The organism is Mycobacterium sp. 134, from assembly GCF_048282715.1.
In the GTDB taxonomy this organism is placed as follows: domain Bacteria; phylum Actinomycetota; class Actinomycetes; order Mycobacteriales; family Mycobacteriaceae; genus Mycobacterium; species Mycobacterium septicum.
In genome coordinates this window covers 3,959,538-3,981,803 of the sequence record NZ_JBLVUN010000008.1, presented here as the reverse complement: position 1 = coordinate 3,981,803, position 22,266 = coordinate 3,959,538, and the positions used below count along the sequence as shown (strand labels likewise).

Annotated in this window: 26 protein-coding genes; 13 read left to right on the top strand and 13 right to left on the bottom strand. The window is 66.6% G+C overall.

Annotated features, from left to right (window positions below):
- Positions 1-28: 28 nt before the first annotated feature.
- Entirely contained in the window at positions 29-958 is a 930-nt protein-coding gene (locus ACNQVK_RS23755; protein ID WP_418031478.1) for a proline iminopeptidase-family hydrolase, read from the bottom strand.
- Between the two features lie 69 nt (positions 959-1,027).
- Here ACNQVK_RS23755 and ACNQVK_RS23750 point away from each other — a divergent pair, with 69 nt between their 5' ends.
- Positions 1,028-1,816, top strand: coding sequence for a FadR/GntR family transcriptional regulator (locus ACNQVK_RS23750; protein ID WP_418031477.1), 789 nt, complete (start codon positions 1,028-1,030; stop codon positions 1,814-1,816).
- An 18-nt stretch (positions 1,817-1,834) separates the two neighbouring features.
- Here ACNQVK_RS23750 and ACNQVK_RS23745 read toward each other — a convergent pair whose 3' ends face one another.
- The 6 genes from ACNQVK_RS23745 to ACNQVK_RS23720 all read right to left on the bottom strand — a co-directional run bounded on the left by ACNQVK_RS23745 (position 1,835) and on the right by ACNQVK_RS23720 (position 6,674).
- Entirely contained in the window at positions 1,835-3,082 is a 1,248-nt protein-coding gene (locus ACNQVK_RS23745; RefSeq protein WP_418031476.1) for a sulfotransferase family protein, read from the bottom strand.
- Positions 3,079-4,155, bottom strand: a complete 1,077-nt coding sequence (locus ACNQVK_RS23740) for a DUF1214 domain-containing protein (protein WP_418031475.1) — start codon at positions 4,153-4,155, stop codon at positions 3,079-3,081. The genes ACNQVK_RS23745 and ACNQVK_RS23740 overlap by 4 nt, the downstream gene beginning before the upstream one ends.
- Positions 4,152-4,763 (bottom strand): TetR/AcrR family transcriptional regulator, encoded by a 612-nt coding sequence (locus tag ACNQVK_RS23735; RefSeq protein WP_418031474.1) that lies wholly within the window; start codon positions 4,761-4,763, stop codon positions 4,152-4,154. Before ACNQVK_RS23735 ends, ACNQVK_RS23740 begins: the two co-directional genes overlap by 4 nt.
- 72 nt (positions 4,764-4,835) lie before the next feature.
- Positions 4,836-5,117, bottom strand: coding sequence for a hypothetical protein (locus tag ACNQVK_RS23730; protein ID WP_044517754.1), 282 nt, complete (start codon positions 5,115-5,117; stop codon positions 4,836-4,838).
- Positions 5,118-5,456: 339 nt separating this feature from the next.
- The gene (locus ACNQVK_RS23725) at positions 5,457-6,323 is read right to left on the bottom strand and encodes a hypothetical protein (protein ID WP_418031472.1); all 867 of its coding nucleotides are present in this window, start codon (positions 6,321-6,323) and stop codon (positions 5,457-5,459) included.
- A gap of 117 nt (positions 6,324-6,440) precedes the next feature.
- Positions 6,441-6,674: a DUF4926 domain-containing protein gene (locus ACNQVK_RS23720; protein WP_418031471.1), complete on the bottom strand. Its 234-nt coding sequence runs from the start codon at positions 6,672-6,674 to the stop codon at positions 6,441-6,443.
- Between the two features lie 79 nt (positions 6,675-6,753).
- Between ACNQVK_RS23720 and thyX the strand changes: the two genes are divergently transcribed.
- The 5 genes from thyX to ACNQVK_RS23695 all read left to right on the top strand — a co-directional run bounded on the left by thyX (position 6,754) and on the right by ACNQVK_RS23695 (position 11,957).
- Positions 6,754-7,506 (top strand): FAD-dependent thymidylate synthase, encoded by a 753-nt coding sequence (gene thyX / locus ACNQVK_RS23715; RefSeq protein WP_273732206.1) that lies wholly within the window; start codon positions 6,754-6,756, stop codon positions 7,504-7,506.
- A 22-nt stretch (positions 7,507-7,528) separates the two neighbouring features.
- Complete coding sequence (gene dapA, locus ACNQVK_RS23710) at positions 7,529-8,431, top strand: 4-hydroxy-tetrahydrodipicolinate synthase (protein ID WP_418031470.1); 903 nt, start codon at positions 7,529-7,531, stop codon at positions 8,429-8,431.
- Complete coding sequence (locus tag ACNQVK_RS23705; protein WP_418031469.1) at positions 8,431-10,107, top strand: ribonuclease J; 1,677 nt, start codon at positions 8,431-8,433, stop codon at positions 10,105-10,107. The genes dapA and ACNQVK_RS23705 overlap by 1 nt, the downstream gene beginning before the upstream one ends.
- A gap of 80 nt (positions 10,108-10,187) precedes the next feature.
- Positions 10,188-11,273, top strand: a complete 1,086-nt coding sequence (locus ACNQVK_RS23700) for an IS630 family transposase (protein ID WP_025997290.1) — start codon at positions 10,188-10,190, stop codon at positions 11,271-11,273.
- Between the two features lie 9 nt (positions 11,274-11,282).
- Complete coding sequence (locus ACNQVK_RS23695; RefSeq protein ID WP_418031468.1) at positions 11,283-11,957, top strand: hypothetical protein; 675 nt, start codon at positions 11,283-11,285, stop codon at positions 11,955-11,957.
- On the opposite strand, the gene ACNQVK_RS23690 is transcribed toward ACNQVK_RS23695, so the two are convergent.
- Together ACNQVK_RS23690 and ACNQVK_RS23685 are read right to left on the bottom strand one after the other, a co-directional pair.
- Positions 11,943-12,380: a hypothetical protein gene (locus ACNQVK_RS23690; protein WP_418031467.1), complete on the bottom strand. Its 438-nt coding sequence runs from the start codon at positions 12,378-12,380 to the stop codon at positions 11,943-11,945. The two genes, ACNQVK_RS23695 and ACNQVK_RS23690, sit on opposite strands and share 15 nt — an antisense overlap.
- A complete protein-coding gene (locus ACNQVK_RS23685) occupies positions 12,380-13,003 on the bottom strand; it encodes a helix-turn-helix transcriptional regulator (RefSeq protein WP_418031466.1) in 624 nt (207 codons plus the stop codon). The genes ACNQVK_RS23690 and ACNQVK_RS23685 overlap by 1 nt, the downstream gene beginning before the upstream one ends.
- A 73-nt stretch (positions 13,004-13,076) precedes the next feature.
- Between ACNQVK_RS23685 and ACNQVK_RS23680 the strand changes: the two genes are divergently transcribed.
- Positions 13,077-13,484, top strand: a complete 408-nt coding sequence (locus ACNQVK_RS23680; RefSeq protein ID WP_418031465.1) for a group III truncated hemoglobin — start codon at positions 13,077-13,079, stop codon at positions 13,482-13,484.
- Here ACNQVK_RS23680 and ACNQVK_RS23675 read toward each other — a convergent pair.
- Genes ACNQVK_RS23675 through ACNQVK_RS23665 form a run of 3 tightly spaced genes read right to left on the bottom strand, consistent with a single transcriptional unit; the run spans position 13,481 to position 15,520 of the window.
- Positions 13,481-14,350 carry an SAM-dependent methyltransferase gene (locus ACNQVK_RS23675; RefSeq protein ID WP_418031464.1) on the bottom strand — a complete coding sequence of 290 codons (870 nt, stop codon included), beginning with the start codon at positions 14,348-14,350 and terminating at the stop codon, positions 13,481-13,483. The genes ACNQVK_RS23680 and ACNQVK_RS23675 overlap by 4 nt on opposite strands.
- A complete protein-coding gene (locus tag ACNQVK_RS23670) occupies positions 14,347-15,174 on the bottom strand; it encodes a mycofactocin-coupled SDR family oxidoreductase (protein WP_418031463.1) in 828 nt (275 codons plus the stop codon). The genes ACNQVK_RS23675 and ACNQVK_RS23670 overlap by 4 nt, the downstream gene beginning before the upstream one ends.
- Before the next feature lie 28 nt (positions 15,175-15,202).
- Entirely contained in the window at positions 15,203-15,520 is a 318-nt protein-coding gene (locus ACNQVK_RS23665) for a putative quinol monooxygenase (RefSeq protein WP_205263432.1), read from the bottom strand.
- Between the two features lie 159 nt (positions 15,521-15,679).
- Between ACNQVK_RS23665 and ACNQVK_RS23660 the strand changes: the two genes are divergently transcribed.
- Positions 15,680-18,271, top strand: coding sequence for a DNA translocase FtsK (locus tag ACNQVK_RS23660; RefSeq protein ID WP_418031462.1), 2,592 nt, complete (start codon positions 15,680-15,682; stop codon positions 18,269-18,271).
- 57 nt (positions 18,272-18,328) lie between these two features.
- Here ACNQVK_RS23660 and ACNQVK_RS23655 read toward each other — a convergent pair whose 3' ends face one another.
- Positions 18,329-18,850, bottom strand: a complete 522-nt coding sequence (locus ACNQVK_RS23655) for an amino-acid N-acetyltransferase (protein ID WP_418031461.1) — start codon at positions 18,848-18,850, stop codon at positions 18,329-18,331.
- Positions 18,851-18,892: 42 nt separating this feature from the next.
- Between ACNQVK_RS23655 and pgsA the strand changes: the two genes are divergently transcribed.
- The 5 genes from pgsA (at position 18,893) to pspM (ending at position 22,263) form a co-directional block, all read left to right on the top strand.
- The gene (gene pgsA, locus ACNQVK_RS23650; RefSeq protein ID WP_110917948.1) at positions 18,893-19,498 is read left to right on the top strand and encodes a CDP-diacylglycerol--glycerol-3-phosphate 3-phosphatidyltransferase; all 606 of its coding nucleotides are present in this window, start codon (positions 18,893-18,895) and stop codon (positions 19,496-19,498) included.
- Positions 19,476-19,964 carry a CinA family protein gene (locus tag ACNQVK_RS23645; RefSeq protein WP_044517776.1) on the top strand — a complete coding sequence of 163 codons (489 nt, stop codon included), beginning with the start codon at positions 19,476-19,478 and terminating at the stop codon, positions 19,962-19,964. Before pgsA ends, ACNQVK_RS23645 begins: the two co-directional genes overlap by 23 nt.
- A gap of 98 nt (positions 19,965-20,062) precedes the next feature.
- The gene (gene clgR / locus ACNQVK_RS23640; protein ID WP_409552292.1) at positions 20,063-20,404 is read left to right on the top strand and encodes a transcriptional regulator ClgR; all 342 of its coding nucleotides are present in this window, start codon (positions 20,063-20,065) and stop codon (positions 20,402-20,404) included.
- A gap of 204 nt (positions 20,405-20,608) precedes the next feature.
- Positions 20,609-21,424, top strand: coding sequence for a phage shock protein PspA (pspA, locus tag ACNQVK_RS23635; protein ID WP_418031460.1), 816 nt, complete (start codon positions 20,609-20,611; stop codon positions 21,422-21,424).
- A gap of 20 nt (positions 21,425-21,444) precedes the next feature.
- The gene (gene pspM / locus ACNQVK_RS23630; RefSeq protein WP_418031459.1) at positions 21,445-22,263 is read left to right on the top strand and encodes a phage shock envelope stress response protein PspM; all 819 of its coding nucleotides are present in this window, start codon (positions 21,445-21,447) and stop codon (positions 22,261-22,263) included.
- Positions 22,264-22,266 lie beyond the last annotated feature (3 nt).

Below are 22,266 nucleotides of genomic sequence, written 5' to 3'. Positions count from 1 at the left end.
GAGGGGTCGGAGTCGAGAGGGATGTACGTCAGACCCGGGCGGCAGCGGCCAGATCGTGCTGATGCAGGAACTCGGCGATCACCGAGCGGAACTCCTCGGGTTTCTCCAGATGAGTGCAGTGGCTGGTGTCGGGGAACACGTGACTGCGGGCGTCGGGAATGAGCTCGGCATAAGGCTGCCAGGTCGCCGGGGTGGCCTCGTCGAACTCGCCGGCGATGACGAGTGCCGGGGCGGTGACCGACGCCAGCCGGTCGATGATGGTCCAGTCACGCAGAGTCCCGATGACGTGAAACTCATTGGGGCCGTTCATCGTGTAGTACACCGTCGGCTCGGCCTCCATCTGGGCCACGGTGTCGGCGAAGTCCTTGGGCATCGGCTCGACCCGGCAGACGTGGCGGCGGTAGAACTCCTCCGTGGCGGCCAGGTATGCGGGATCGGTGACCGTGCCGTCGGCCTCGTGTCGTTCCAGCGCGGCCCGGGCATCGGCAGGCAGCTGGGCGCGAAGTTCGGCCGCGCCCTCGACCCACAACTGCATCGAGGCAGGCGAGTTGCAGATTGACAGCGAAGCCAGTCCCTCCGGGACACGGACGGCGATCTCGGCGCCGAGCATGCCGCCCCATGATTGTCCGAGCACGTGGTAGCGGTCGATCCCGAGGGCCTCGCGGACGGTGTGGAACTCGTCGACGAAGAGCTGGGGGGTCCAGAAACCGGCAGGGGCCTCGGGCAGGTGTGTGCTGTTACCGCAACCCAACTGGTCGTAGTGGATGACGGTGCGGCCGGTCTCGTCGGCCAGGGCGGCGATGTTGGCGACATAGTTGTGGGCCATGCCGGGGCCACCGTGCAGGACGAACAGGGGGAGGGCGCCGGGGTGCGCGGATTCCGGGGTGGTGATCTGGACCCAGGTCTCGTGGCCGCGGAAGGCCACCGTGCGGGTGGAACAAGGCATGGCGGACAGCATGGACCAATAATGGTCTCGCAACAAGACCATTAATCAGAATTTAATTTCAGCCGCCGATATTGTGTGCCCATGGGGAATCCCGAGCCGCAGACGACAGAGCCCGTGGGCACCCCGCCCGGGTTGCTCGAGCGCGAACTCGAATCCTCCTCGCGGGTGGACGAGATCACCGACCGTCTCGTCACCGCATTGGCGATCGGCGAATACCTGCCCGGGTCCCGCCTGCCTGCCGAGCGTGAACTCGCCGCGTCCCTGCGGGTCGGGCGGATGACGGTACGAGCGGCCCTGTCCAGGCTGGTCGAGCTGGGCTTGGTGGAGACTCGGCGCAGCGGCCGCGGCGGCGGCACCTATGTGCTGCAGCAATGGCCGGAATCATCGACCCCCGCCGTCGGGCGCACCCTGACCATGCGGCTCGACGAACTGCGGGACCGCTGCGACGCCATCTGCCGCATCCACGGTGCGGTGTGCCGTGCGGCCGCGGAGTCGCGCACCGATCACGATCTGTCCATGCTGCGGGAACGGCTTGAGGCCTACCGTTGCGCGGAGAGCGGTCTGGCCGCCCAGCAGGCGGACAGCGCGTTGCACCTGGCGATCATGGACGCGGCCGGCAATACCGTGCTCAAACAGATGCTGCTCGAGTTGGAAGCCTCCGTGAGCATCGCCGCACCGGCCCACCTGTGGGGTGAATCGGCGACGATGCGCCAGATGGAGCTACGGGCCTTGCGGGAGCACGAACTGCTGATCGATGCGATCGCCGGGCGTCGCGGGGACGACGCAGAAGCGCTGGCGCGCGCACACCTGGCGATCGACTTCGAACACATCACCGCCGCGATGCGGCGCGCCGGAGGCCTGGCCGACTGATGGTCGGCCAGGGTTGTCCTAGCCGAGGAACCGTTCGCGGTAGTCGCGGAATCGCTCGGCAAGGGCGGCCGGATCGAGGTTCAGGTTCGCCGCGTCGTAGATGACCCCGCCGTAGCGTCCGCGCGGGTGTTCGGTGAGGAAGTCGGTCATCGCCGCCCGTACATCGTCGCCGAACGGCTGGTCGGCGAGTCGGTAGATGTCGGACAGCGTGCGCCGTTCGTCGGCCATGAAATCGTCGAATCGGACGTCGATGGATTGCCCGGCGGGCAGCACATCGCGGTCGCGGATGCAGCCGGCTAGCAGATCGTCGATGCGGTTCAGCCAGTGACCGGTCAGCTTCGTCACGTCGGGTCGTGTCACGGCCATGCGTGTCGCATAGCAGATCATGGTCATCATCGACAGCGTGACGTCGACCGGATCGCGATGGGTGACAACGAAAGTCGCATCCGGGAAGGTGGCGACCAGCGTCGGGAACTGTTCGAGATGCTGGGGTGATTTGAGTACCCAGCGGCTCCCGCCGCGCAGCCATTGCATCGCCTGCAGGCTGCGCTTGACGTAGGCATAGGACGGCGCCTGGTCGTGTGCCTTGTAGTGAGCGGTGAAACTCGGTACGTAATAGGTGGTTTCGAAAAGCATGCCGGAGATGTCGTTGGCCAGGAGCTGGATCTCCTCGTGGGCGTGCTCGACGGTCATGTCGTGCATCCGGCGAAATTCCGGCAGCGTGGTATTCACCAGCTCCAGGCCGGCCGCACAGCGATCCCGGCGCGGTTCGGGGGTGTCCTCACCCGGGCCGGGTAGCGGTTCCAGGCTCTCCCAATAGGGCAGATAGCGCAGGGCGGGATCGGCGGCGAGAAGGTTGTGCAGATGGGTGGTGCCGGTACGGGGGAGACCGCAGATGATCATCGGTCGTTCGATCGCGATGTCCTCGATCTCGGGATGATCAGCGATCAGTGCCTCCAGGCGCAACCGGTTGACCAGGTTGCCCACCAACTGCTCGAACGCGATCGCGAGTCCCGTATCGGACAGGCCCGCCTCGTCGCGCAATGCGGTACACAGCACGTCGAGACGTTCCCGGAACGCCGGGTCGCCGAAGTCGTCCAGCCCGGTGCGCTCGGTTGCGGCTGTCAGCAGCGCTGCAGGGTCCAGCTCCAGATTCGCGCCGTAGGCGGCCAGCCCTTCCCGGATCGGTTGGGCGGCCGGGGGATACACCGGCTCTGCCAGGTCATCGAACCGGATCGGCGCCGGACGTTGCATGCTGGTGGTCACAGGGCCGCTACCTCTGCCACGTCGACCACCCGGCACTGCGGGTGCGCGGGAGTCTCGTCGGGCAGGAACCAGCGCAGCCAGATCAAGCCCTTGGGTCGGCCGGCTGTCGAGACCCAGTTCGGGTGGCCAGGATCCTTGTCGCTGATGACGATCCGCCACGACCCGTCCGGTTCGTAGGTCACGTGGGCGCCGTTGATCGTGACGCGATCGTGGGTGTAGTCGAAGGTGTGCAGGAACGGATTCCACAGGCAGAGGTTCCAGAACACGCACTCCGGTGAGGTGCCCTCGATGATCAGCGCCTGATCGGGTTCCAGGTCGTAGGCGCCCATGGCGTACGCCGCGTCGGCGGCCGACCACCCGTAGGCGTTCTGAGGGACCGGGAACGGTGGGTGCAGCTGATTGGCGGGCTCAACCCTGGTGGGCAGGAAGGACACCTGCTCGTGCAGCCAGGCCTTGGCGTAACGGAAGCGCCGGGCCAGCTCGGCGGCGCTGTCCGAACGCCGGGCGGGCGGGTCGAGCGTCTCGATCCGCCACGTCGGTCGGCGGTCAGTGGTGGGATCGTTGAGATAATCACGGGTCAAAGCGAATTCGGTGTCGGCGTCCAGTTTGAGCCAGGCGCCCGGATGGGAATCGGGGCTCATGATGAACTCGAAATTGCCGTCCTCATCGAATTCGAGGTCGCGATTGTTGATGGTGCCGACGATGCGGTCGCTGTAGCGGCCTTCACCAGGCCCGCCGTAGACCGTCATCGACAGGTACACCGCATCGCCGCGGTTGCCGGTGACGCGATAGGTGCGGGCCGGGTTCAGTGGTGCGAGCTGATAGAAGGCATCCGAATTGTCGCCGCCCCACTTGAGGTACGGGCTGATGACGTCGACCAGGATCGGTTTGTCGCGGTCACCCCAGACATAGGCGTCGACGCTCACCCGCAGCAGGCTGAACGTCAGGCGGTACCCGTCGAGCAGGTCGGGTTCGCTCAGCGCGGGTTCTGCGGTCAGCAGTTTCTGCTCGATACCGCGAAGCTCGTCGAGCAGCGCGTTGAACGCCTCTGACAGCTCGGCCTTGTCGGTCATGCTTGGTCCTTCCTTCGGGGGTGGGTACGTCCGGCTCCTTCGATCAGCAAGGAGCACAGTCGATCTGCGGTGGTATCGACGTCGACATCCGGTTCCATGTGGGCGGTGTAGAACGCGGTACCGAGTACTGCCTGATAGACCATGTCGACGTCGACATCGGGGTGGACCCGGCCCTGTTCCACTCCGGAGGAGACCAGAGACCGAAAGGCGTCCTTGGTCCGCGCGTCGAGCAGTTGCTGGGTCCGGATGTGAAGTTCGGGGTCGCGGCGGCGTTCGGTGAGGATGCCGAGCGCGGCGGCCTCGACGACCGGGTCGCGCCAGAAGGTGAGGACCGCGCGGGCGAAGGCGCGCAGGTCGGTCTCGAAATCACCTGAGACTGAAATGAGTTCGCCGCCGGGCGGCTGGCCGAATGCGGCGTCGAAGACCAGGTGGGCCTTCGACGGCCAACGCCGGTAGATGGTGGGCCGGCTGACGCCCGCCTCGCGCGCGATGGCCTCGATCGACAGCTGGTCATAGCCGTCACCTGCGAGCAGGCGGCGGGTGGCGCCCATGATGTCGCGCTGGGTTTGTGGATCGCGCGGTCGTCCGGGACCTGTGAGGGAGGACACACCATTAAGTTACGACCTGTCACGTAATTGAGTCAAGGGTCGATTTCGGCGTAACCCGCCGCAAGGTGCGGATCAGATCATCTGCAGTGCTGCGAGGTAGAGATCGGTCGAGGCGAAGGCATTGGTGGGCTTGATGCGCTTGTGGGCGACCCCGCCGAGGCGCCGCTCGGAGAAGATGATGCGGCCATCGGGGCTGAACCCGATCTCCAGTTCGGTCGCCACCCCTGTCGCGCTGAGCAGAGGGTGCTCCCACACCATGGTGCGGTACTCCGCGTTGGGTCCGCTGTCGAAGATCAGGTCCCAGTCTTTCTCATTGGCGCGTTCTCGGACCAGATCCAGCATCTCGTAGTGCACGGTCGCTCCTCTCGTGTTCGCTGTCGATCGGTATCGTGGAGATAGGTTGTGCCGCAGTGGTTTCGGCGGGTTGTTCACAGGGGGTGCCGGCCTGTCGGCCCTCCCAGTGTGGTGCAACCGGCGTTCGGCGTCTGTCCGCTGATCGGCCCTGCGTCAGGGCCAACCCGGGATCCGCCGATCGGGGGACAACGGGGACGAAATGGTCGCTGCCCCTCGATCAGCGACCATTTCTCCGGAGTGACCACTGCGCCAAGTGCATACAGGGCCAGAGGGTTTCGCCGTTTCGTGCCGACAATTCCGCGTAGCATCGACATCCGACACGTGCGGATAACGACTGCGTCAGGAACTCTGGGCGCGGTCGTACTCGGCTGCACTGGAGAAGGCGAGCGCCACGGCGCCGGTCACGGCGGCGATGAAGGCGATGGTCACCAGCCAGCCGTATCCCGGCCGTGAAACGTCGCCGAGCAGAACCACCCCGACGATGCCGGGGACCACGGTTTCGCCGACCACCAATGCCGCCGCGACCCCGTTCACCGACCCGACCTGCAGTGCGACGGTGAACAGATAGAACCCGCCGAGACCGGCGACCAGGATGGCCCACAACGCCGGGTCGGCGATCAACACACCCACGTCGAGGGGCTCGAGACCATCCACAACGCGCACCGCAACCGCCATCGCCCCGTAGAGCACCCCGGCGATCAGGCCCGCGGGCACGGCGGCATTCCGCCCGAGCAGCCGGACCAGCGTGGCGCCCAGGCCCAGGATGACCGCCGAGACCACGAGCACACCCCAATGCATGATCGCGCCGGGGTCGCGGTCGCCGAGGCGCCCCGCGGTGGCCCCCAGGATGCACAGCGCGACAAGAACTATGGCGATCGCGGTCCAGTCGCGCCGGTGTAGCCGGACGTGGAGCACGAAGATGCTCAACACCGCGGTGACCACGAGGTTGGCGCTGATGATCGTCTGCGACAGGAACAGTGGGATCAACCGGGCCGATACCAGGCTGCCCGCGAAACCGACGAGGTCGAGCGCCATTCCCACGATGAAGATCGGCGCGAGCATGGCGGCGATGGTCGACCGCAGGGTGGGGCCGGCCTGCGCGGTCTCTGCTGCCCCGACGGAATGCCGTGCGGCATACGACTGCAGAACCGAGGCTGTGCCGTAACCGATGCACGCGAGCAGCGCGGCGGCCACGCCGATCAGCACTGTGAACCGTCTTGGTGTGCCCGTGCGAACGGGACGGCGCGGGACATCACGCGATTGTATGCGGCGTAATCCCAGCCCAGGGTGGTGAATTGAGGTGATCCACCGTCCGGCGGTCTGTCAAGGCTGCGGTCGTTGGACGACTTCCAGGTAGTCCTCGGGCACGGTGACGACCGCTTGGGTCCTGCCCTCGCCATCAGTGAACTCCACTTCATATGCCGGCGGGAGATCAGGCCCGGCGTACTTGGTGTGGTCCATGACGACCGTCCCTTGTGCCCCGGCCGCGAGATCGTGGTCGGGCAGCGGCCGTCGGAGCCGGACTATGTCGTATTCGGCGGGTTTCACGTGATCCATCCTGCTCACCTCATCGAATGTGGGCCGAGTTTGAGTCAGGTGGTTCAGCCCGTCGAACGCGCGACAGTAGGGTGGGCGAGTGGCCGAGATCGCGCCGCTGCGCGTGCAGCTGATCGCCAAGACGGAATTCCAGGCGCCGCCTGACGTGCCGTGGAGCACTGATGCCGATGGCGGGCCCGCGCTCACCGAGTTCGCCGGCCGGGCCTGTTACCAGAGTTGGTCGAAGCCCAATCCGAGGACGGCGACCAACGCGAGCTACATCCGTCACATCATCGACGTCGGGCATTTCTCGGTGCTGGAACACGCTTCGGTGTCCTTCTACATCAGCGGGATCTCCCGGTCGGCCACCCACGAGCTGATCCGGCACCGGCATTTCTCCTACTCCCAGCTCTCGCAGCGCTATGTACCCGAGAACGACGCCGAGGTGGTGGTGCCGCCCGGGTTCGAGGACGACCCGGAGCTGGTGGAGATCTTCGCCGCCGCCGTCGACGCCAGCCGCGCCACCTACGCCGAACTGCTGGCTCGCCTCGAAGCCAAGTTCGCCGACCAGCCCAACGCTGTCTTGCGCCGCAAGCAGGCCAGACAGGCCGCCCGGGCCGTGCTGCCCAACGCCACCGAGACCCGCATCGTGGTCACGGGCAACTACCGCGCCTGGCGCCATTTCATCGCGATGCGGGCCAGCGAACACGCGGATGTGGAGATTCGCAGGCTGGCGATCGCCTGTCTGCGTGAGCTCGTAGAAGCAGCTCCGGCGGTGTTCTCCGATTTCGAGATTTCGACGCTGGCAGATGGTAGTGAGGTGGCAACCTCCCCGCTGGCGACGGAGGCTTGAGACCACCGGGTAATCTTGGCGCGTGAGTACGAGCGGAATCGATGTAACGGCGCAGTTGGGCACGGTGTTGACCGCAATGGTGACGCCGTTCAAGCCCGACGGCTCGGTTGACCTCGATGCCGCAGCCCGGCTGGCCAATCACCTGGTCGACGCCGGCTGCGATGGCCTGGTGCTTTCGGGTACCACCGGCGAATCGCCGACCACCACCGATACCGAGAAGCTCGCGCTGTTGCGCGCGGTGCTGGAGGCGGTGGGGGACCGGGCCCGCATCATCGCCGGCGCGGGCAGCTACGACACCGCCCACAGCGTGCATCTGGCCAAGGCCAGCGCCGCCGAGGGTGCACACGGCCTGCTCGTGGTGACGCCGTACTACTCGCGGCCCCCGCAGGCCGGTCTGATCGCGCACTTCTCCGCCGTCGCCGACGCCACCGCCCTGCCGAACCTGCTCTACGACATTCCGCCGCGGTCTTCCATTCCGATCGCCTGGGAGACCATCCGCGTCCTGGCGGGGCATCCGAACATCGTGGGCGTCAAGGACGCCAAGGGTGACCTGCACGGTGGCGGCCAGATCCTCGCCGAGACCGGGCTGGCGTACTACTCGGGCGACGACACGCTGAACCTGCCCTGGTTGGCCATGGGTGCCGTCGGATTCGTCAGCGTCTGGGGACATCTGGCCGCAGGTCAGTTGCGAGATATGTTGACCGCGTTCAATTCCGGCGATATCGCCACGGCCCGCAAGATCAACGTGTCGCTGGCCCCGCTGGCCCGTGCCCAGGCCCACCTCGGCGGGGTGACCATGTCCAAGGAGGGCCTGCGGTTGCAGGGATTCGATGCCGGTCTGCCACGGCTGCCGCAGATCCCTGCCAGCCCTGCTGAGATCGAGGCGCTGGCCGCCGACATGCGTGCGGCAGCGGTGTTGCGCTAGTGAGCACCGAACTCGCGCCCCCCAAGCCCCTGGCCCCCGGCGGTCTGCGAGTTACCGCGCTGGGTGGAATCAGCGAAATCGGCCGCAACATGACGGTCTTCGAGCATCTGGGCAAATTGCTCATCGTGGATTGCGGTGTGCTCTTCCCGGGACACGACGAACCCGGGGTCGACCTGATCCTGCCGGACCTGCGTCACGTCGAGGACCGGCTCGACGATGTCGAAGCGCTCGTCGTCACCCACGCCCACGAGGACCACATCGGCGCGATTCCGTTCCTGCTCAAGCTCCGTCCCGACATCCCGGTGGTGGGCTCGAAGTTCACCATCGCACTGATCCGCGAGAAGTGCCGCGAGCACCGCATCAAACCCGAGTTCATCGAGGTCGCCGAGCGGCAGAGCAGCCAGCACGGGGTCTTCGAGTGTGAGTACTTCGCGGTCAACCACTCGATCCCGGGATGCCTGGCGGTCGCCATCCACACCGGTGCAGGCACGGTGCTGCACACCGGTGACATCAAGCTCGACCAGCAGCCGCTCGACGGCCGCCCGACCGATCTGCCGGGCATGTCGCGGCTCGGTGATGCCGGGGTCGACCTGTTCCTGTGCGACTCGACCAACTCCGAACACCCGGGCGTCAGCCCGTCGGAGACCGAAGTCGGCCCGACGCTGCACCGGTTGATCCGCGGCGCCGAGGGCCGCGTGATCGTCGCCTGCTTCGCGTCGAACGTCGACCGCGTGCAACAGATCACGGATGCCGCGGTGGCACTCGGCCGGAAGGTTTCGTACGTCGGACGCTCGATGGTGCGCAACATGGGCATCGCCCGCGAGCTGGGCTACCTGAAGGTCGACGACGCCGACGTCCTCGACATCGGCGCGGCCGAGATGATGCCGGCCGAGAAGGTCGTCCTGATCACCACCGGTACCCAGGGTGAGCCGATGGCGGCACTGTCGCGGATGTCGCGCGGCGAGCACCGCAGCATCACTCTGACCGCGGGCGATCTGATCATCCTGTCCTCGTCACTGATCCCGGGCAACGAGGAAGCGGTCTACGGAGTCATCGACGCGCTGGCCAAGATCGGCGCCCGGGTGGTCACCAATGCCCAAGCGCGCGTGCATGTTTCAGGCCACGCCTATGCGGGTGAGCTGCTGTTCCTCTACAACGGGGTGCGTCCGCGCAATGTGATGCCGGTACACGGCACCTGGCGACACATGCGGGCCAATGCGGCGCTGGCCGCCAGCACCGGGGTGCCGCCGGAGAACATCGTGCTGGCCGAGAACGGCGTGAGTGTGGACCTGGTTGCCGGTAAGGCCTCGATCTCCGGTGCGGTGACCGTCGGCAAGATGTTCGTCGACGGTCTGATCACCGGGGATGTCGGCGACGCCACCCTCGGCGAACGCCTGATCCTTTCGTCGGGTTTCGTGGCGGTGACGGTGGTCGTGCACCGCGAGACCGGGAAACCCGCCGCTCCCGCCCACCTGTACTCCCGCGGGTTCTCCGAAGATCCCAAGGCGCTGGAGCCGGTGGCACGCAATGTCGAGCGGGAACTGGAAAGCCTTGCCGCCGAAAACATCACGGACCCGACGCGGATCGCCCAGGCGGTCCGGCGCACGGTCGGCAAATGGGTGGGCGAGACCTACCGGCGCCAGCCGATGATCGTTCCGACCGTCATCGAGATCTAGCCGAATTGGTGCGCTGACCGGCTTGGCGGTGCCGCTAGTGTCCTGAGTCATTAATTACGATCTAGCTGTTAGACTGGGTCGTGCCGACTCCGCGTGCTGCCAAGATTGTGTTGACCGCTGATGAGCGGGCTGAGCTTGAGGGTTGGGCCAGGCGTCGGACTAGTGCTGCAGGCTTGGCGATGCGGTCGCGAATTGTGTTGGCAGCCGCCGATGGTGGGTCCAATACCGAACTGGCGCGGCGGCTGGATCTGTCGATCACCACGGTGCGTCGGTGGCGTAATCGGTTCGTCGTGGACCGCTGCGACGGATTGCTCGACGAGCCGCGCCCGGGCCGGCCGCGTGTCGTGGGTGATGAGCAGATCAAGGATCTGATCACTGCAACGTTGGAAACGACTCCACCGGATGCCACGCATTGGTCGACGCGGTCGATGGCCGATCACCTGGGCTTGAGTCAGTCGATGGTCTCGCGGGTCTGGCGCGCATTCGGATTAGCTCCACACAAACAGGATTCATGGAAACTGTCCAAGGATCCGCTGTTCGTGGAAAAGGTCCGCGACGTGGTCGGTCTGTACCTGGACCCGCCGGAGCGGGCGGTGGTGCTCTGCGTTGACGAAAAGACGCAGATCCAGGCTCTGAACCGCACCCAGCCCGTGTTCCCGATGCTGCCCGGTACCCCAGCGCGGGCCAGTCACGACTACATCCGCCACGGCACCTCGAGCCTGTATGCGGCCTTGAACCTGACCACAGGAACGGTGATCGGCTCACTGCACGCGCGCCACCGCTCCACTGAATTTCTCGCCTTCTTGAAGAAAATCGACGCCGAAGTCCCCGCCGATCTGGATTGTCACGTCGTGCTCGACAACGCCTCCACCCATAAGACCCCCGCCGTAAAACGTTGGCTGACAAGCCATCCCCGCTTTGTGCTGCACTTCACCCCGACCAGCTCATCATGGCTCAACCTGGTCGAACGGTGGTTCGCCGAGCTGACCACCAAGAAACTGCGCCGCGGCACCCACACCTCAGTGCGCCAACTCAACGCCGACATCCGAGCATGGATCGACACCTGGAACGACAATCCGCGCCCCTACGTCTGGACGAAGACCGCCGACCAAATCCTAGCCAGCATCGGGAACTACTGCACTCGAATTAATGACTCAAGACACTAGATTGGGGTGGTGAGCCGTCCCGCACCACAGGTGCCATTCGAGCGACGCCGTCCGATTCCTCCGCTCAACTCGGCGGACGAAGTCAAGCACGCGGTGGTGTACCCGAACACGATCCGTGCTTTCGTGGCGACGATGGCTGTCGGGGCCGTCTACCTGTTGGGCGTGGCGGCCTACGCCATCGTGACCCGTGACCACCAGAACATGGTTGTGTATGCCGTGCTCGTGGCGGTGTGGTTCGCGTTCTTGTTCGGTGCCACCAAGTTGTTGCTCCCGAGTTTGATGAGTCGCTTCTATGCCCGGGTGATGCATGGCGGGGTCCTGTGCGATGTGTACCCGGCCGGATTTCCTGATGCCGAGACCGCGATTCTGATCGACGCACGGCTACCCGACGCGCAGGCGGCCTACGTGCACGATGCGATCGTCTCCTGGCTCGGACGGTTGGCTTCGGATCCGGCGGCCCGTACCCAAGCCGGAGACCTGTTCGGCGGCAGTCGGATTCGCAGTGCCGACGAACTCGCCGGCCCAGGCGCCAGGGGCGGATTTCTCGTGGCCGCGGACAAGAATCCGTACCAGGGTTGGCGTCTGATTCTTCCCGAGGAGAATCCGCGGGACCCGCACCGCCCGTACGCGAACGGTCTTGTGGTTCGGGTCGACACGCCCAGCCTGGAATCAGCCGGCAAGTAGCAGGATCCCACCGGTCAGCAGGGCGGCGACCTTGATGAGCTCGAACGCGACGTAGACGTAGTGCGCCTGTGACCGCCCCGCTGCTTCCTCGCCCGGCGCGACGGCCAGCACAGCGTTCGACCGCTGAGTCAGCTTGGGCCGCACGGCGATCAGTTGCACGGCCAGCGCCGCGACGGCAATCGCGAAGGCCGTGATGGCTGCCGCGGACGGGCGGTGCACGGCGAGGATCACGATGATGGCCACGGCGAACGCGGTCTCCACCGTGTTGAGTGCGCGAAAAACCATGCGACCGATGCCGAGTCCGATCTGCAGCGTCACACCCGGCGCCCGGAACTTCAGTGGCGCCTCGATGAACGAGATCGCCAGCACCATGCCCAGCCAGCAGAACGTCACGGCGACCGCGACAGCCAGACCGGCATTCATCATGAATCTCCTTTCGGGCCCAACCGGGCCACGCACAGATCCGGTTCGACGAATGCGTCGAGCCGCTCGACCGCGACGGGCGCCTGCCAGCTTTCCAACGCCCCCTGCATCAACCCGAGGTGGATCGGGCACACGACCGCGGCACGGGTCTGGGCGAGTTCGAGAAATGGGCAGTGGCGCAATCGGAGCTGGCCATCCTCGGGTGGCTCCGGCGCGAACCCGATGTCGCCGAGTGTCTGCACGAGGGCGTCAACGGGGGAGTCGGTAGCCGGGCGCGGGATCGTGCGTCCCCAGGCTCGGCCCATCTCCCGGGCCCTGGCGGCCGGGTTGACGTCGGCGGCCAGTCCGTTGGCGAGGATCTCGGCCAGCATCCGGTAGTGGGTCGGGCCGGTCGGATCCATCCGGCGCACCGCCCGGTACAGCTGCGGGGGGCGCCCGGGGCTGCGGTGGTGAGGTTGCACACGTTCCACCTGTCCTCCGGCCTCGAGGTGTTCCAGGTGGAACCGCACGGTGTTGGCGTGAACTGCGAGTTCTGTCGCGATCTGCGCGATGGTCATCGGCGTGGCCGAGGTCTTCAACGTGCTGAGCACGTCGACTCGGCGCTTCCCGATCGCGGCGATCATGGATAGAGTTTACACAAATAGAAGTTGTAGAAACTAGAGCGAGGCGCTACCGACCCGGAAAGGGATCTGTCCGATGGCTGAAGACCTGACCGGCCGCGACGATGTCGAGCTGCTGCTGTGGCGGTTCTACGGCAAGGCGCTTTCCGATCCGATGCTCGCCGAGCCGTTCGCCGAATTGCGCGCAAAAGGCCTGCGATCCCATCTGCCCGTCATGTGTGACTTCTGGGAGACCGTGCTGTTCCGTGCCGGGCTCTACCAGCGGAGCGCGCTGATCGTGCACCGTGAACTGCACGCCCGTCATCCGTTGTCGGCCGAGCATTTCGTGCGTTGGCTGGTGTTGTGGACCGACACCGTCGACGAACTCTTCGAGGGTCCGCACGCCGAGCGGGCCAAGCTCCAGGCGGGGCGCATCGCCAAGGCCATGCACCGGCGACTGGCCGGCGTCGATGCCGCCGAGCTCGACGCCCTGGTTGCCTGCTAACGCTTTTCGGCGAAGGCCGTCCATTCCACCTGCGAGGCGGTCAGATCCCGGCCCGACGGTGAGATGTAGTGCTCGATGAGGTAATCGGGCCCGGCCTGCTCGGTCAACTGCCAGCCGTAGGGCTCGACGAAGGCCGCCACGCGCTCCGGGTCGAGCCCGAATTGCCACAGCCTGCTGCGAACCCGGAACCGCCGATACAACGATTCGGCCCCGTACCGGTTGGTGCCGTCGATGAAATCGCTGCGGACGTACGTGAACGCCAGCCGGCTCCCCGGCGCCGCCGAGCGGAGGAACTCGAACGTCGACCCCACGCCGTCGGCGCTCAGATACTGCGTCACGCCCTCCCATACGAAGAAGGTGCGGTGTGTGCCGAGGTGGCCGTGCCTGGCGAGTTCGGCGGCCAGGTCGTCGCGTTCGAAATCCACCGGCACCAGGTGCACCGAGTCCGGCACGGCTCCCAGCGCGCGGCGCACCACCGAGCGTTTGCGCTCGATGTTGACCGGCAGATCAACCTCGAACACCGGGATGGCGCTGTGCCGGGCCAGCCGGTAGCCCTTGGTGTCCAGGCCGGCGCCGAGAATCACCACGGCGTCGATATCCGCCAACGCCTGCGTGAGCTTGTCGCCGATGTAGTGCTTGCGGCAGGTCAGGTTCGCCCACAGCCCGGGACCCGAGCGCTCCGTGGCCCGGATCAGAAGTCCGCGGGCAACGGACCATCGGGTGGTCCGGGTGAATGCGCGCAGCGCGGGCGGCAGGAACGTGCCCGCCAGATCGTCGTCGACGAGCCGTCGCCGCACCGGCTCGTACTGCTCGACGGCGGCCAGCACCATCGGGCCGACCGCGGTCGCGGCGACGGGGTCGCTCATCGCTTGTTGACGATGCCGGCGTCCACGGGAAGTGTCACGCCGGTGACGTAACGCGCCTGGTCCGACACCAGCCAGGCCACCGCGTTGGCGATGTCCTCGGCCTGCACCACCTGCACCGGCAGCGCGTTGGAGAAATCGGTTGGCGCCTTGAGTTCCTCGGAGATGTGGCGCAGCCAATCCCGGGTGAACTCGTTGTTGATCATCGGGGTGTCCACTCCGGTGGGGTGGATCGAGTTGACCCGAATGCTGTGCGGGGCAAGGAAGTTGGCGTAGGCCCGCATCAGGCCGACCACTCCGTGCTTGGCGGCGGTGTAGCCGAGTGAGCCGCGGTCGCCGCCGCCGACGCCCATCAGGCCGGCCGCCGAGCTGATCAGCACGATCGATCCGCCGTCGCCCTGGGCGACCATGATCGGGATCGCCGCCTCGACGGTGTGGTGCACGCCGGAAAGGTTGACGTCGATGACATCGCGCCAGCCGTCGGGGCCCGACTGCATCGGGGCGATCCCGGCATTGGCGACGACGATGTCGAGCCGGCCGAGCTGGTCCACCCCGGCCTGCAGCGCCGCGCGCAGGGCTTCCTCGTCGCGGACGTCGGCCTGCGTGGCGACGATGCGCGCCCCGGTCTCCTCGACCAGCTTGACCGTCGCGGCCAGATCATCGGGAGTGGCCAGGGGATAGGGCACCGACTCGATCTGGTCGCACAGATCGATCGCGATGATGTCGGCCCCGTCGGTGGCCAGTCGCAGGGCCTCGGCCCGACCCTGGCCGCGAGCGGCGCCGGTGATGAAGGCGACCTTCCCGGCCAGGGGAGCTTCGGCCGCCATCAGGATATTTTCTTCGCGCAAGCGCTCATCAGCCGGCCCGCAGCTGTCCCTTGGCGGGGTCACCCGCGACAACGGGCTGCAACATTTTGATATCGGGGGCGCCGTCGAGCAGTTCGCCGATCGAGCCGAACAGGGTGCCGATCGCCGGGGCGGTGCTGTGGGCCTTGAGCGCGTCGGCGTCGGCCCACTGCTCGACGAAGACGAAGGTGCCGTCGGCCTCATGCAGCGAATACAGCTGGCAGCCTGGCTCCTCGTGGACGGCTGCGACCGCGTTGGTGCAGGCCTCTCGCACGGCATCGACGGATTCGGGCTTGGCCTTCATGGTGGCGACGACGACAACAGGCATAGGTGCAGAACTCCTCGATGAGTGCCGAAACTGGACGAGCGTCCACCCTAGGCGATAAGCCGCTGAATTTGGTTCGTATGGCTAAGTGTCATTTGATACCGCTTTGTGACCCGTGTGGCAGATGGTGAATATGGGGCAAATGCGACTAGGCTTGCGGACATGGCTAACAAGACCGCCGGCCGATCCGGAGCGCGTTCGAGCAGGTCGAATGCCAGCTCGCGGGGCGGTTCGCGGCGCCAGGCGCCGGCCCGCAAGGGACGCCCGGCCGCGCCACGGCGCAAGCCCGCGCGCCGGCCTCAGGCCTCGCCCGTCTCCGCTGCCGGCCAGAAGCTCGGCCAGGGGGCCCGCGCCGGCTGGCTGATGCTCGCCAAGGGGGCCGGCTCGACCGCCCGCTCGGTGGGCCGGGCCCGCGACATCGAACCCGGCCATCGTCGTGACGGACTGGCACTCGCCCTCCTGGGCATCGCCGTCGTCGTGGCCGCCAGTTCCTGGTTCCATGCTGCCGGCCCGGTGGGGCAGTGGATCGACACCGCGGTCCGCACCCTCATCGGAGGCCCGGTGGTCCTGGTGCCCGTCGTCCTGGGGGCCGTCGCCGTCGTATTGATGCGCACCGAACCCGATCCGGAAGCGCGCCCCCGGCTGATCCTGGGATCCGCCATGATCGCGTTGCCGATGCTCGGCCTGTGGCACCTGTGGTCGGGCTCGCCGCAGGATCCGATCGCCCGGCAGCATTCCGCCGGATTCGTCGGCTTCGCCATCGGCGGACCCCTGTCGGACGGCCTGACCGAGTGGATCGCCGCGCCGCTGCTGTTCATGGGCGTGCTGTTCGGTCTGTTGCTGGTCACCGGCACGACGATCCGCGAGGTGCCCTCGACCCTGCAGCACATGTTCAGTACGCGGGCATTCCACGACGATGAATATGACGACGAGTACGACTACGACGGCGAGTACGACGGGTCCGATGTCGACGACGACTACGACGACCTGTCCGACGGCTATTACGACGACGACACGTCACGCGGTGACACGAAGGCCCAGACCTGGCCGACAGCCGCGATCGAGGCTCCCAAGGCGCCGACCGGCACCCCGATGGAGAACTACCCGCTGTCCGCCGACGACGCCGACGCACCGACCGTCCCCGAACCCGCGGTCAAGCCGCGCCGCAAGAAGGGCGAAGCCAAATCCGGGTCGAAGCCGGCCAAGGAGACCGACGACACCCTGGTGATCGACCGGGTGATCGAGGGTGATTACACCCTGCCGCCGCTGGACTTGCTGGCCGACGGTGACCCACCGAAACGGGTCGGCCGGGACAACGACCGCATCGTGCACGCCATCACCGAGGTGATGGAGCAGTTCAAGGTCGACGCCACGGTCACCGGTTTCCAGCGCGGCCCGACCGTCACCCGGTACGAGATTGAGCTTGGGCCCGGCGTCCGCGTCGAGCGATTCACCCAGTTGCAGCGCAACCTGGCCTACGCGGTGGCCAACGAGCACATCCGCCTGCTGGCACCGATCCCGGGCAAGTCCGCCGTCGGTGTCGAGGTGCCGAACAGCGACCGCGAGATGGTCCGGCTCAAGGACGTGCTGAGCGCACCGACCACCCGCAAGGACCACCATCCGATGGTGTTCGGCATCGGCAAGGACGTCGAAGGCCACTTCATCAGCTACAACCTGGCCAAGATGCCGCACCTGCTGGTGGCCGGCTCCACCGGTTCGGGTAAGTCGAGCTTCATCAACTCGATGCTTGTGTCGCTGCTGCAGCGGGCCACGCCGGACGAGGTCCGGATGATCCTGGTCGACCCGAAGATGGTGGAGTTCCCGCCCTACCAAGGCATTCCGCACCTGATCACGCCCGTGATCATCGACCCGAAGAAGGCCGCCGCCGCGCTGGCCTGGCTGGTCGAGGAGATGGAGCAGCGCTACCAGGATATGAGCGCCAGCGGTGTCCGGCACATCGACGACTTCAACAAGAAGGTGCGCTCGGGCGAGATTACCGCGCCGCTGGGCAGCGAGCGGGTGTACAAGACCTACCCGTACATCCTGTGCGTCGTCGACGAGCTGGCGGACCTGATGATGCAGGCCCCGCGCGACGTCGAAGACGCGATCGTCCGGATCACCCAGAAGGCCCGCGCCGCGGGTATCCACCTGGTGCTGGCCACCCAGCAGCCGGTGGTGTCGGTGGTCACCGGCCTGATCAAGGCCAACGTGCCGTCCCGCATGGCGTTCGGCGTCACCAACGCCACCAACTCGCGCGTCATCCTCGACCAGATCGGCGCCGAAAAACTCACCGGTAAGGGTGACGGGCTGTTCCAGCCGTCCGAGGCGCCCAAGCCCATCCGCGTGCAGGGTGCCTTCGTCAGCGACGAGGAAATCCAAGCCGTCGTCGCCTACACCAAGGAGCAGGCCCAGCCCGAGTTCATCGACGGCGTCACGGTCAAGACCGTCGAGAAGCGCGACATCGACAGCGACATCGGCGACGACATGGACGTCTTCCTGCAGGCCGTGGAACTGGTCGTGTCGAGCCAGTTCGGGTCGACCTCGATGCTGCAGCGCAAGCTGCGAGTCGGTTTCGCCAAGGCCGGCCGCCTGATGGACCTGATGGAGACCCGGGGCATCGTCGGGCCGTCCGAGGGCTCCAAGGCCCGCGAGGTACTCGTCAAGCCCGATGAGCTGGCCGGCACGCTGATGCTGATCCAGGGCGGCTCGGACGCCAACGGTGCCGACGCCCCCGATGGTCCCGACGAGTTCTGAACCCGCGATTGGTGGAGTCCCACCCGTGACCGGCACGGGTGTGACTCCACAAATCACTCAGAGCGTCAACAACATCCGGGTGTTGCCCAAGGTGTTGGGCTTGACGTAGGACAGGTCGAGGAACTCCGCCACACCGGTGTCGTACGAGCGGCACATCTCCTCGTAGACCTCGGCGGTCACCGGGGTGCCCTCGATCTCCTCGAAACCGTGCTTGCCGAAGAAGTCGATCTCGAAGGTCAGCACGAAGATCCGCCGTAGGTGCAGATCCCTGGCGACATCGAGCAATTGCTCGACCAACACATGACCGACGCCGGTCCCGCGGACCTTCGGATGCACGGCCACCGTGCGTACCTCACCGAGATCGGCCCACAGCACGTGGAGCGCGCCACAACCGACCAGTTCGCCGTCGAGTTCGACCACCCAGAATTCCTGGACTGCCTCGTACAGCGTCACCAGGTTTTTCTCCAGCAGGATCTTGCCCGCATAGACGTCGACCAGGCTCTTGATCGCCGGGACATCGGACGTGCGGGCGCGCCGCACCACAGGGTGTTTGCGCGACTCGACACTGCCTGGGTTCACAGGCGCAAGAGTATCGGTTACGGCAACCGATATTCTGTTGCGGTGCCGGGCCAACCTTCTACCGATCCGGTGGTCCCGCGTGCGCGCGTGGCCAACCTCGCCAACGTGCTCACGGGTGTGCGGATGGTGCTTGTTCCGGTCTTCCTTGTCTTCCTGTTCGCCGGCGACGGCCATGAAACCGGCTGGCGGATCGCCGCTTTCACGGTGTTCGCGGTCGCGGTGATCACCGACCACTTCGACGGGGCCTTGGCCCGCAGCTACGGGATGATCACCGAGTTCGGCACTCTGGCCGATCCGATCGCCGACAAGGCGCTGATCGGAGCCGCTCTGATCGGCCTGTCGATGCTCGGCGATCTGCCGTGGTGGATCACCGTGGTGGTGCTGGTGCGTGAGATCGGGATCACGGTGTTGCGGTTCGCGGTGCTGCGCCACGGTGTGATCCCGGCCAGCCGTGGCGGCAAGCTCAAGACACTGGTGCAGGCCGTGGCCATCGGGCTGTTCGTGCTGCCGCTGCATGCGTGGCCGCCCATCTGGCTCAATGTCGCCTGGGTGATCATGTGGGCCGCCGTGGTCCTGACCGTGCTCACCGGTGCCGACTACGTCATATCTGCGATCAGGGATTCGCGTGGACGATCCGCTGCTCACTGACGACGCCAGGGCCCTGGTCGCCGACCTGACGGTGCGCTCACAGAGCGTGGCCACCGCCGAGTCGCTCACCGGCGGCCTGCTCGCGGCGACGCTGGCCGGGGTGTCCGGGGCCAGCGCCGTCCTACAGGGCGGCCTGGTCACCTACAACGAAGACACCAAGATCTGGCTGGCCGGAGTGGCTCCGCAGGTGCTCGACGCGGTCGGCCCGGTCGCGGCTCCCACCGCACGGGCGCTCGCGGTCGGCGCCCGGCAGCGTTGCGCAGCTACCTGGGGTGTTGGCCTGACCGGTGTGGCCGGGCCGGAACCGCACGGTGGGCACCCGGTGGGCACCGTGTTCATCGGTCTGGCCGGGCCGGTCGACACCGACGTCATCGAGTTGTCGCTGTCCGGCTCACGCTGGGACATCCGCCGCGCCGCCGTCGACGAGGCGATCGCCCGATTGCGCTTCCTGGTCGAGAACCAGTAACCGAAATCTGGTCGACGGTTTCCCTCGGGAACCTTGCGGTCATCCGCGGCGTTGGTCTTTTTAGCGAACCTGTGACAGGCGAGGCGAAGGAGAGCGCGATGACGACATTGCTGCGTGAGGTGATCGGCGACGTGCTGCGTAACGCCCGCACCGAGCAGGGGCGCACGTTGCGCGAAGTGTCCGACGCGGCGCGGGTGAGCCTCGGATACCTCTCGGAGGTGGAGCGGGGCCGCAAGGAGGCTTCCAGCGAACTGCTCAGCGCCATCTGCGACGCCCTGGACGTCCCGCTGTCGCGGGTACTCACCGATGCCGGGGAGAACATGGCCGAGCGTGAACACGCCAGCGCTGCGGCCGCGGTGCCGGCGCACGCCAATGTCGCCCGCATCGACGTGTCGACCAAGGTGGTCATTCCACAGGTCGTGTCGATGGCCGTCGCCTGACATGTGCACGGTTCCGACGCCTGCCTGATTGCGCTGGTCGTGCCTGGCGCGCGAATTTTCGCAAAACACCCATACGAACAGCCTGCGGGGCTGTGGCTGCATGTCCGGAACCGATAAGTTGGCATCAGAGGAAATTGCGGCAACCTGAACGACAAGGCCCCATCAAGGGCCTGACAAGCCCGACAGATAAGGCGGAACGAACTCATGGCCAATCCGTTCGTCAAGGCGTGGAAGTACCTGATGGCGCTGTTCAGCTCCAAGGTCGACGAATACGCCGATCCGAAGGTGCAGATCCAGCAGGCCATCGAGGACGCGCAGCGCCAGCACCAGGCACTCACGCAGCAGGCCGCCCAGGTCATCGGCAACCAGCGCCAGCTGGAGATGCGGCTGAGCCGCCAGCTCGCCGACATCGAGAAGCTGCAGGTCAACGTCCGTCAGGCACTGACGCTGGCTGACCAGGCCACCGCCGCCGGTGACGCGGCCAAGGCCACCGAGTACAACAACGCCGCCGAGGCGTTCGCGGCGCAACTCGTCACCGCCGAGCAGAGCGTCGAGGACCTCAAGGGGCTGCACGACCAGGCCCTCGGGGCGGCCGCGCAAGCCAAGAAGGCAGTCGAGCAGAACGCCATGATGCTGCAGCAGAAGATCGCCGAGCGCACCAAGCTGCTGTCGCAGCTGGAGCAGGCCAAGATGCAGGAGCAGGTCAGTGCCTCGCTCCGGTCGATGAGCGAGGTCGCCGCGCCGGGGAACACCCCGAGTCTCGACGAGGTCCGGGACAAGATCGAGCGCCGCTACGCCAACGCGATCGGCCAGGCCGAGCTGGCCCAGAACTCTGTGCAGGGCCGCATGATGGAGGTGCAGCAGGCCAGCGTCCAGATGGCCGGCCACTCCCGGCTGGAACAGATCCGCGCCTCGATGCGCGGCGACGCCCTGCCCAGCGGTGACGCCGCTCCGGCGACGCCAGCCGCCCCGGCGACCAACCAAACCCCGGCCACTCCCGAAAACCCGCTCGGCCAATAGTGATTCGAGTGTTGTAGATCATGGCTACCAAGACCGGTCGACTGGACGCCTGGAGATCGCTGGCGCAGCGGGTTATCGACACCGCGGCCGATCTGTCCGGTGCTCTGACCGAAAAGCTCAGTGCGGCTGCCGATCCGCGCGCCAAGCTGTTGCGCAAGCGGCGGTGGGCGGTGCGCTTCGGGGTGTTCTTCACCCTGTCCAGCGTGTTCTGGGTTTTGGTCACGGCGCTGTTGGCGTCGTGGAGCACACCGGTCTGGGGCCTGATCATCAGCGGGGCGATCGCAGCCGGCGCGGCTTTCCCCGCGACGTTGTTCTGGCTGCGGTACCGGTGGCTGCGCGCGGAACCGCTTCCGGCGCAGCGACCGGTCTCCGGGCGCCGGTTACCGCCGTGGGGGTCGGCTGCCCGTCAACCCATGGCGGCTCTGGTGGCCTCCGAGCGTGGCATGTTCTCGTTGCTCGGTGTGTTGGAGCGCGGGCGGATGCTTCCGGCCGACGAACTGCGCGAGCTGGCCGCGGTGGCCAACCACACGGCGCGGACCATGGCGGCCACCGCGACCGAGGTGGTCTCGATGGAGCGGGCGATCAGCAACGCCCCGCAGTCGCGCCAGTATCTCGTGCCGACCATCAACGCGTTCACCGCTCAGCTCGGTCAGGGCGTGCGGCAGTACAACGAGATGGTCACTGCCGCAGCACAACTGGTATCGACGGTGAACAGCGGCCAGGGTGCGGCATCGCCGTTGTCCCAGCAGCGCTACCGCAGCGAGCTGACCGGTGCCACCGATCGCCTGGTGGGCTGGGCGCAGGCGTTCGACGAACTCGGCCAGCTGCGCCGCGCCTGAATC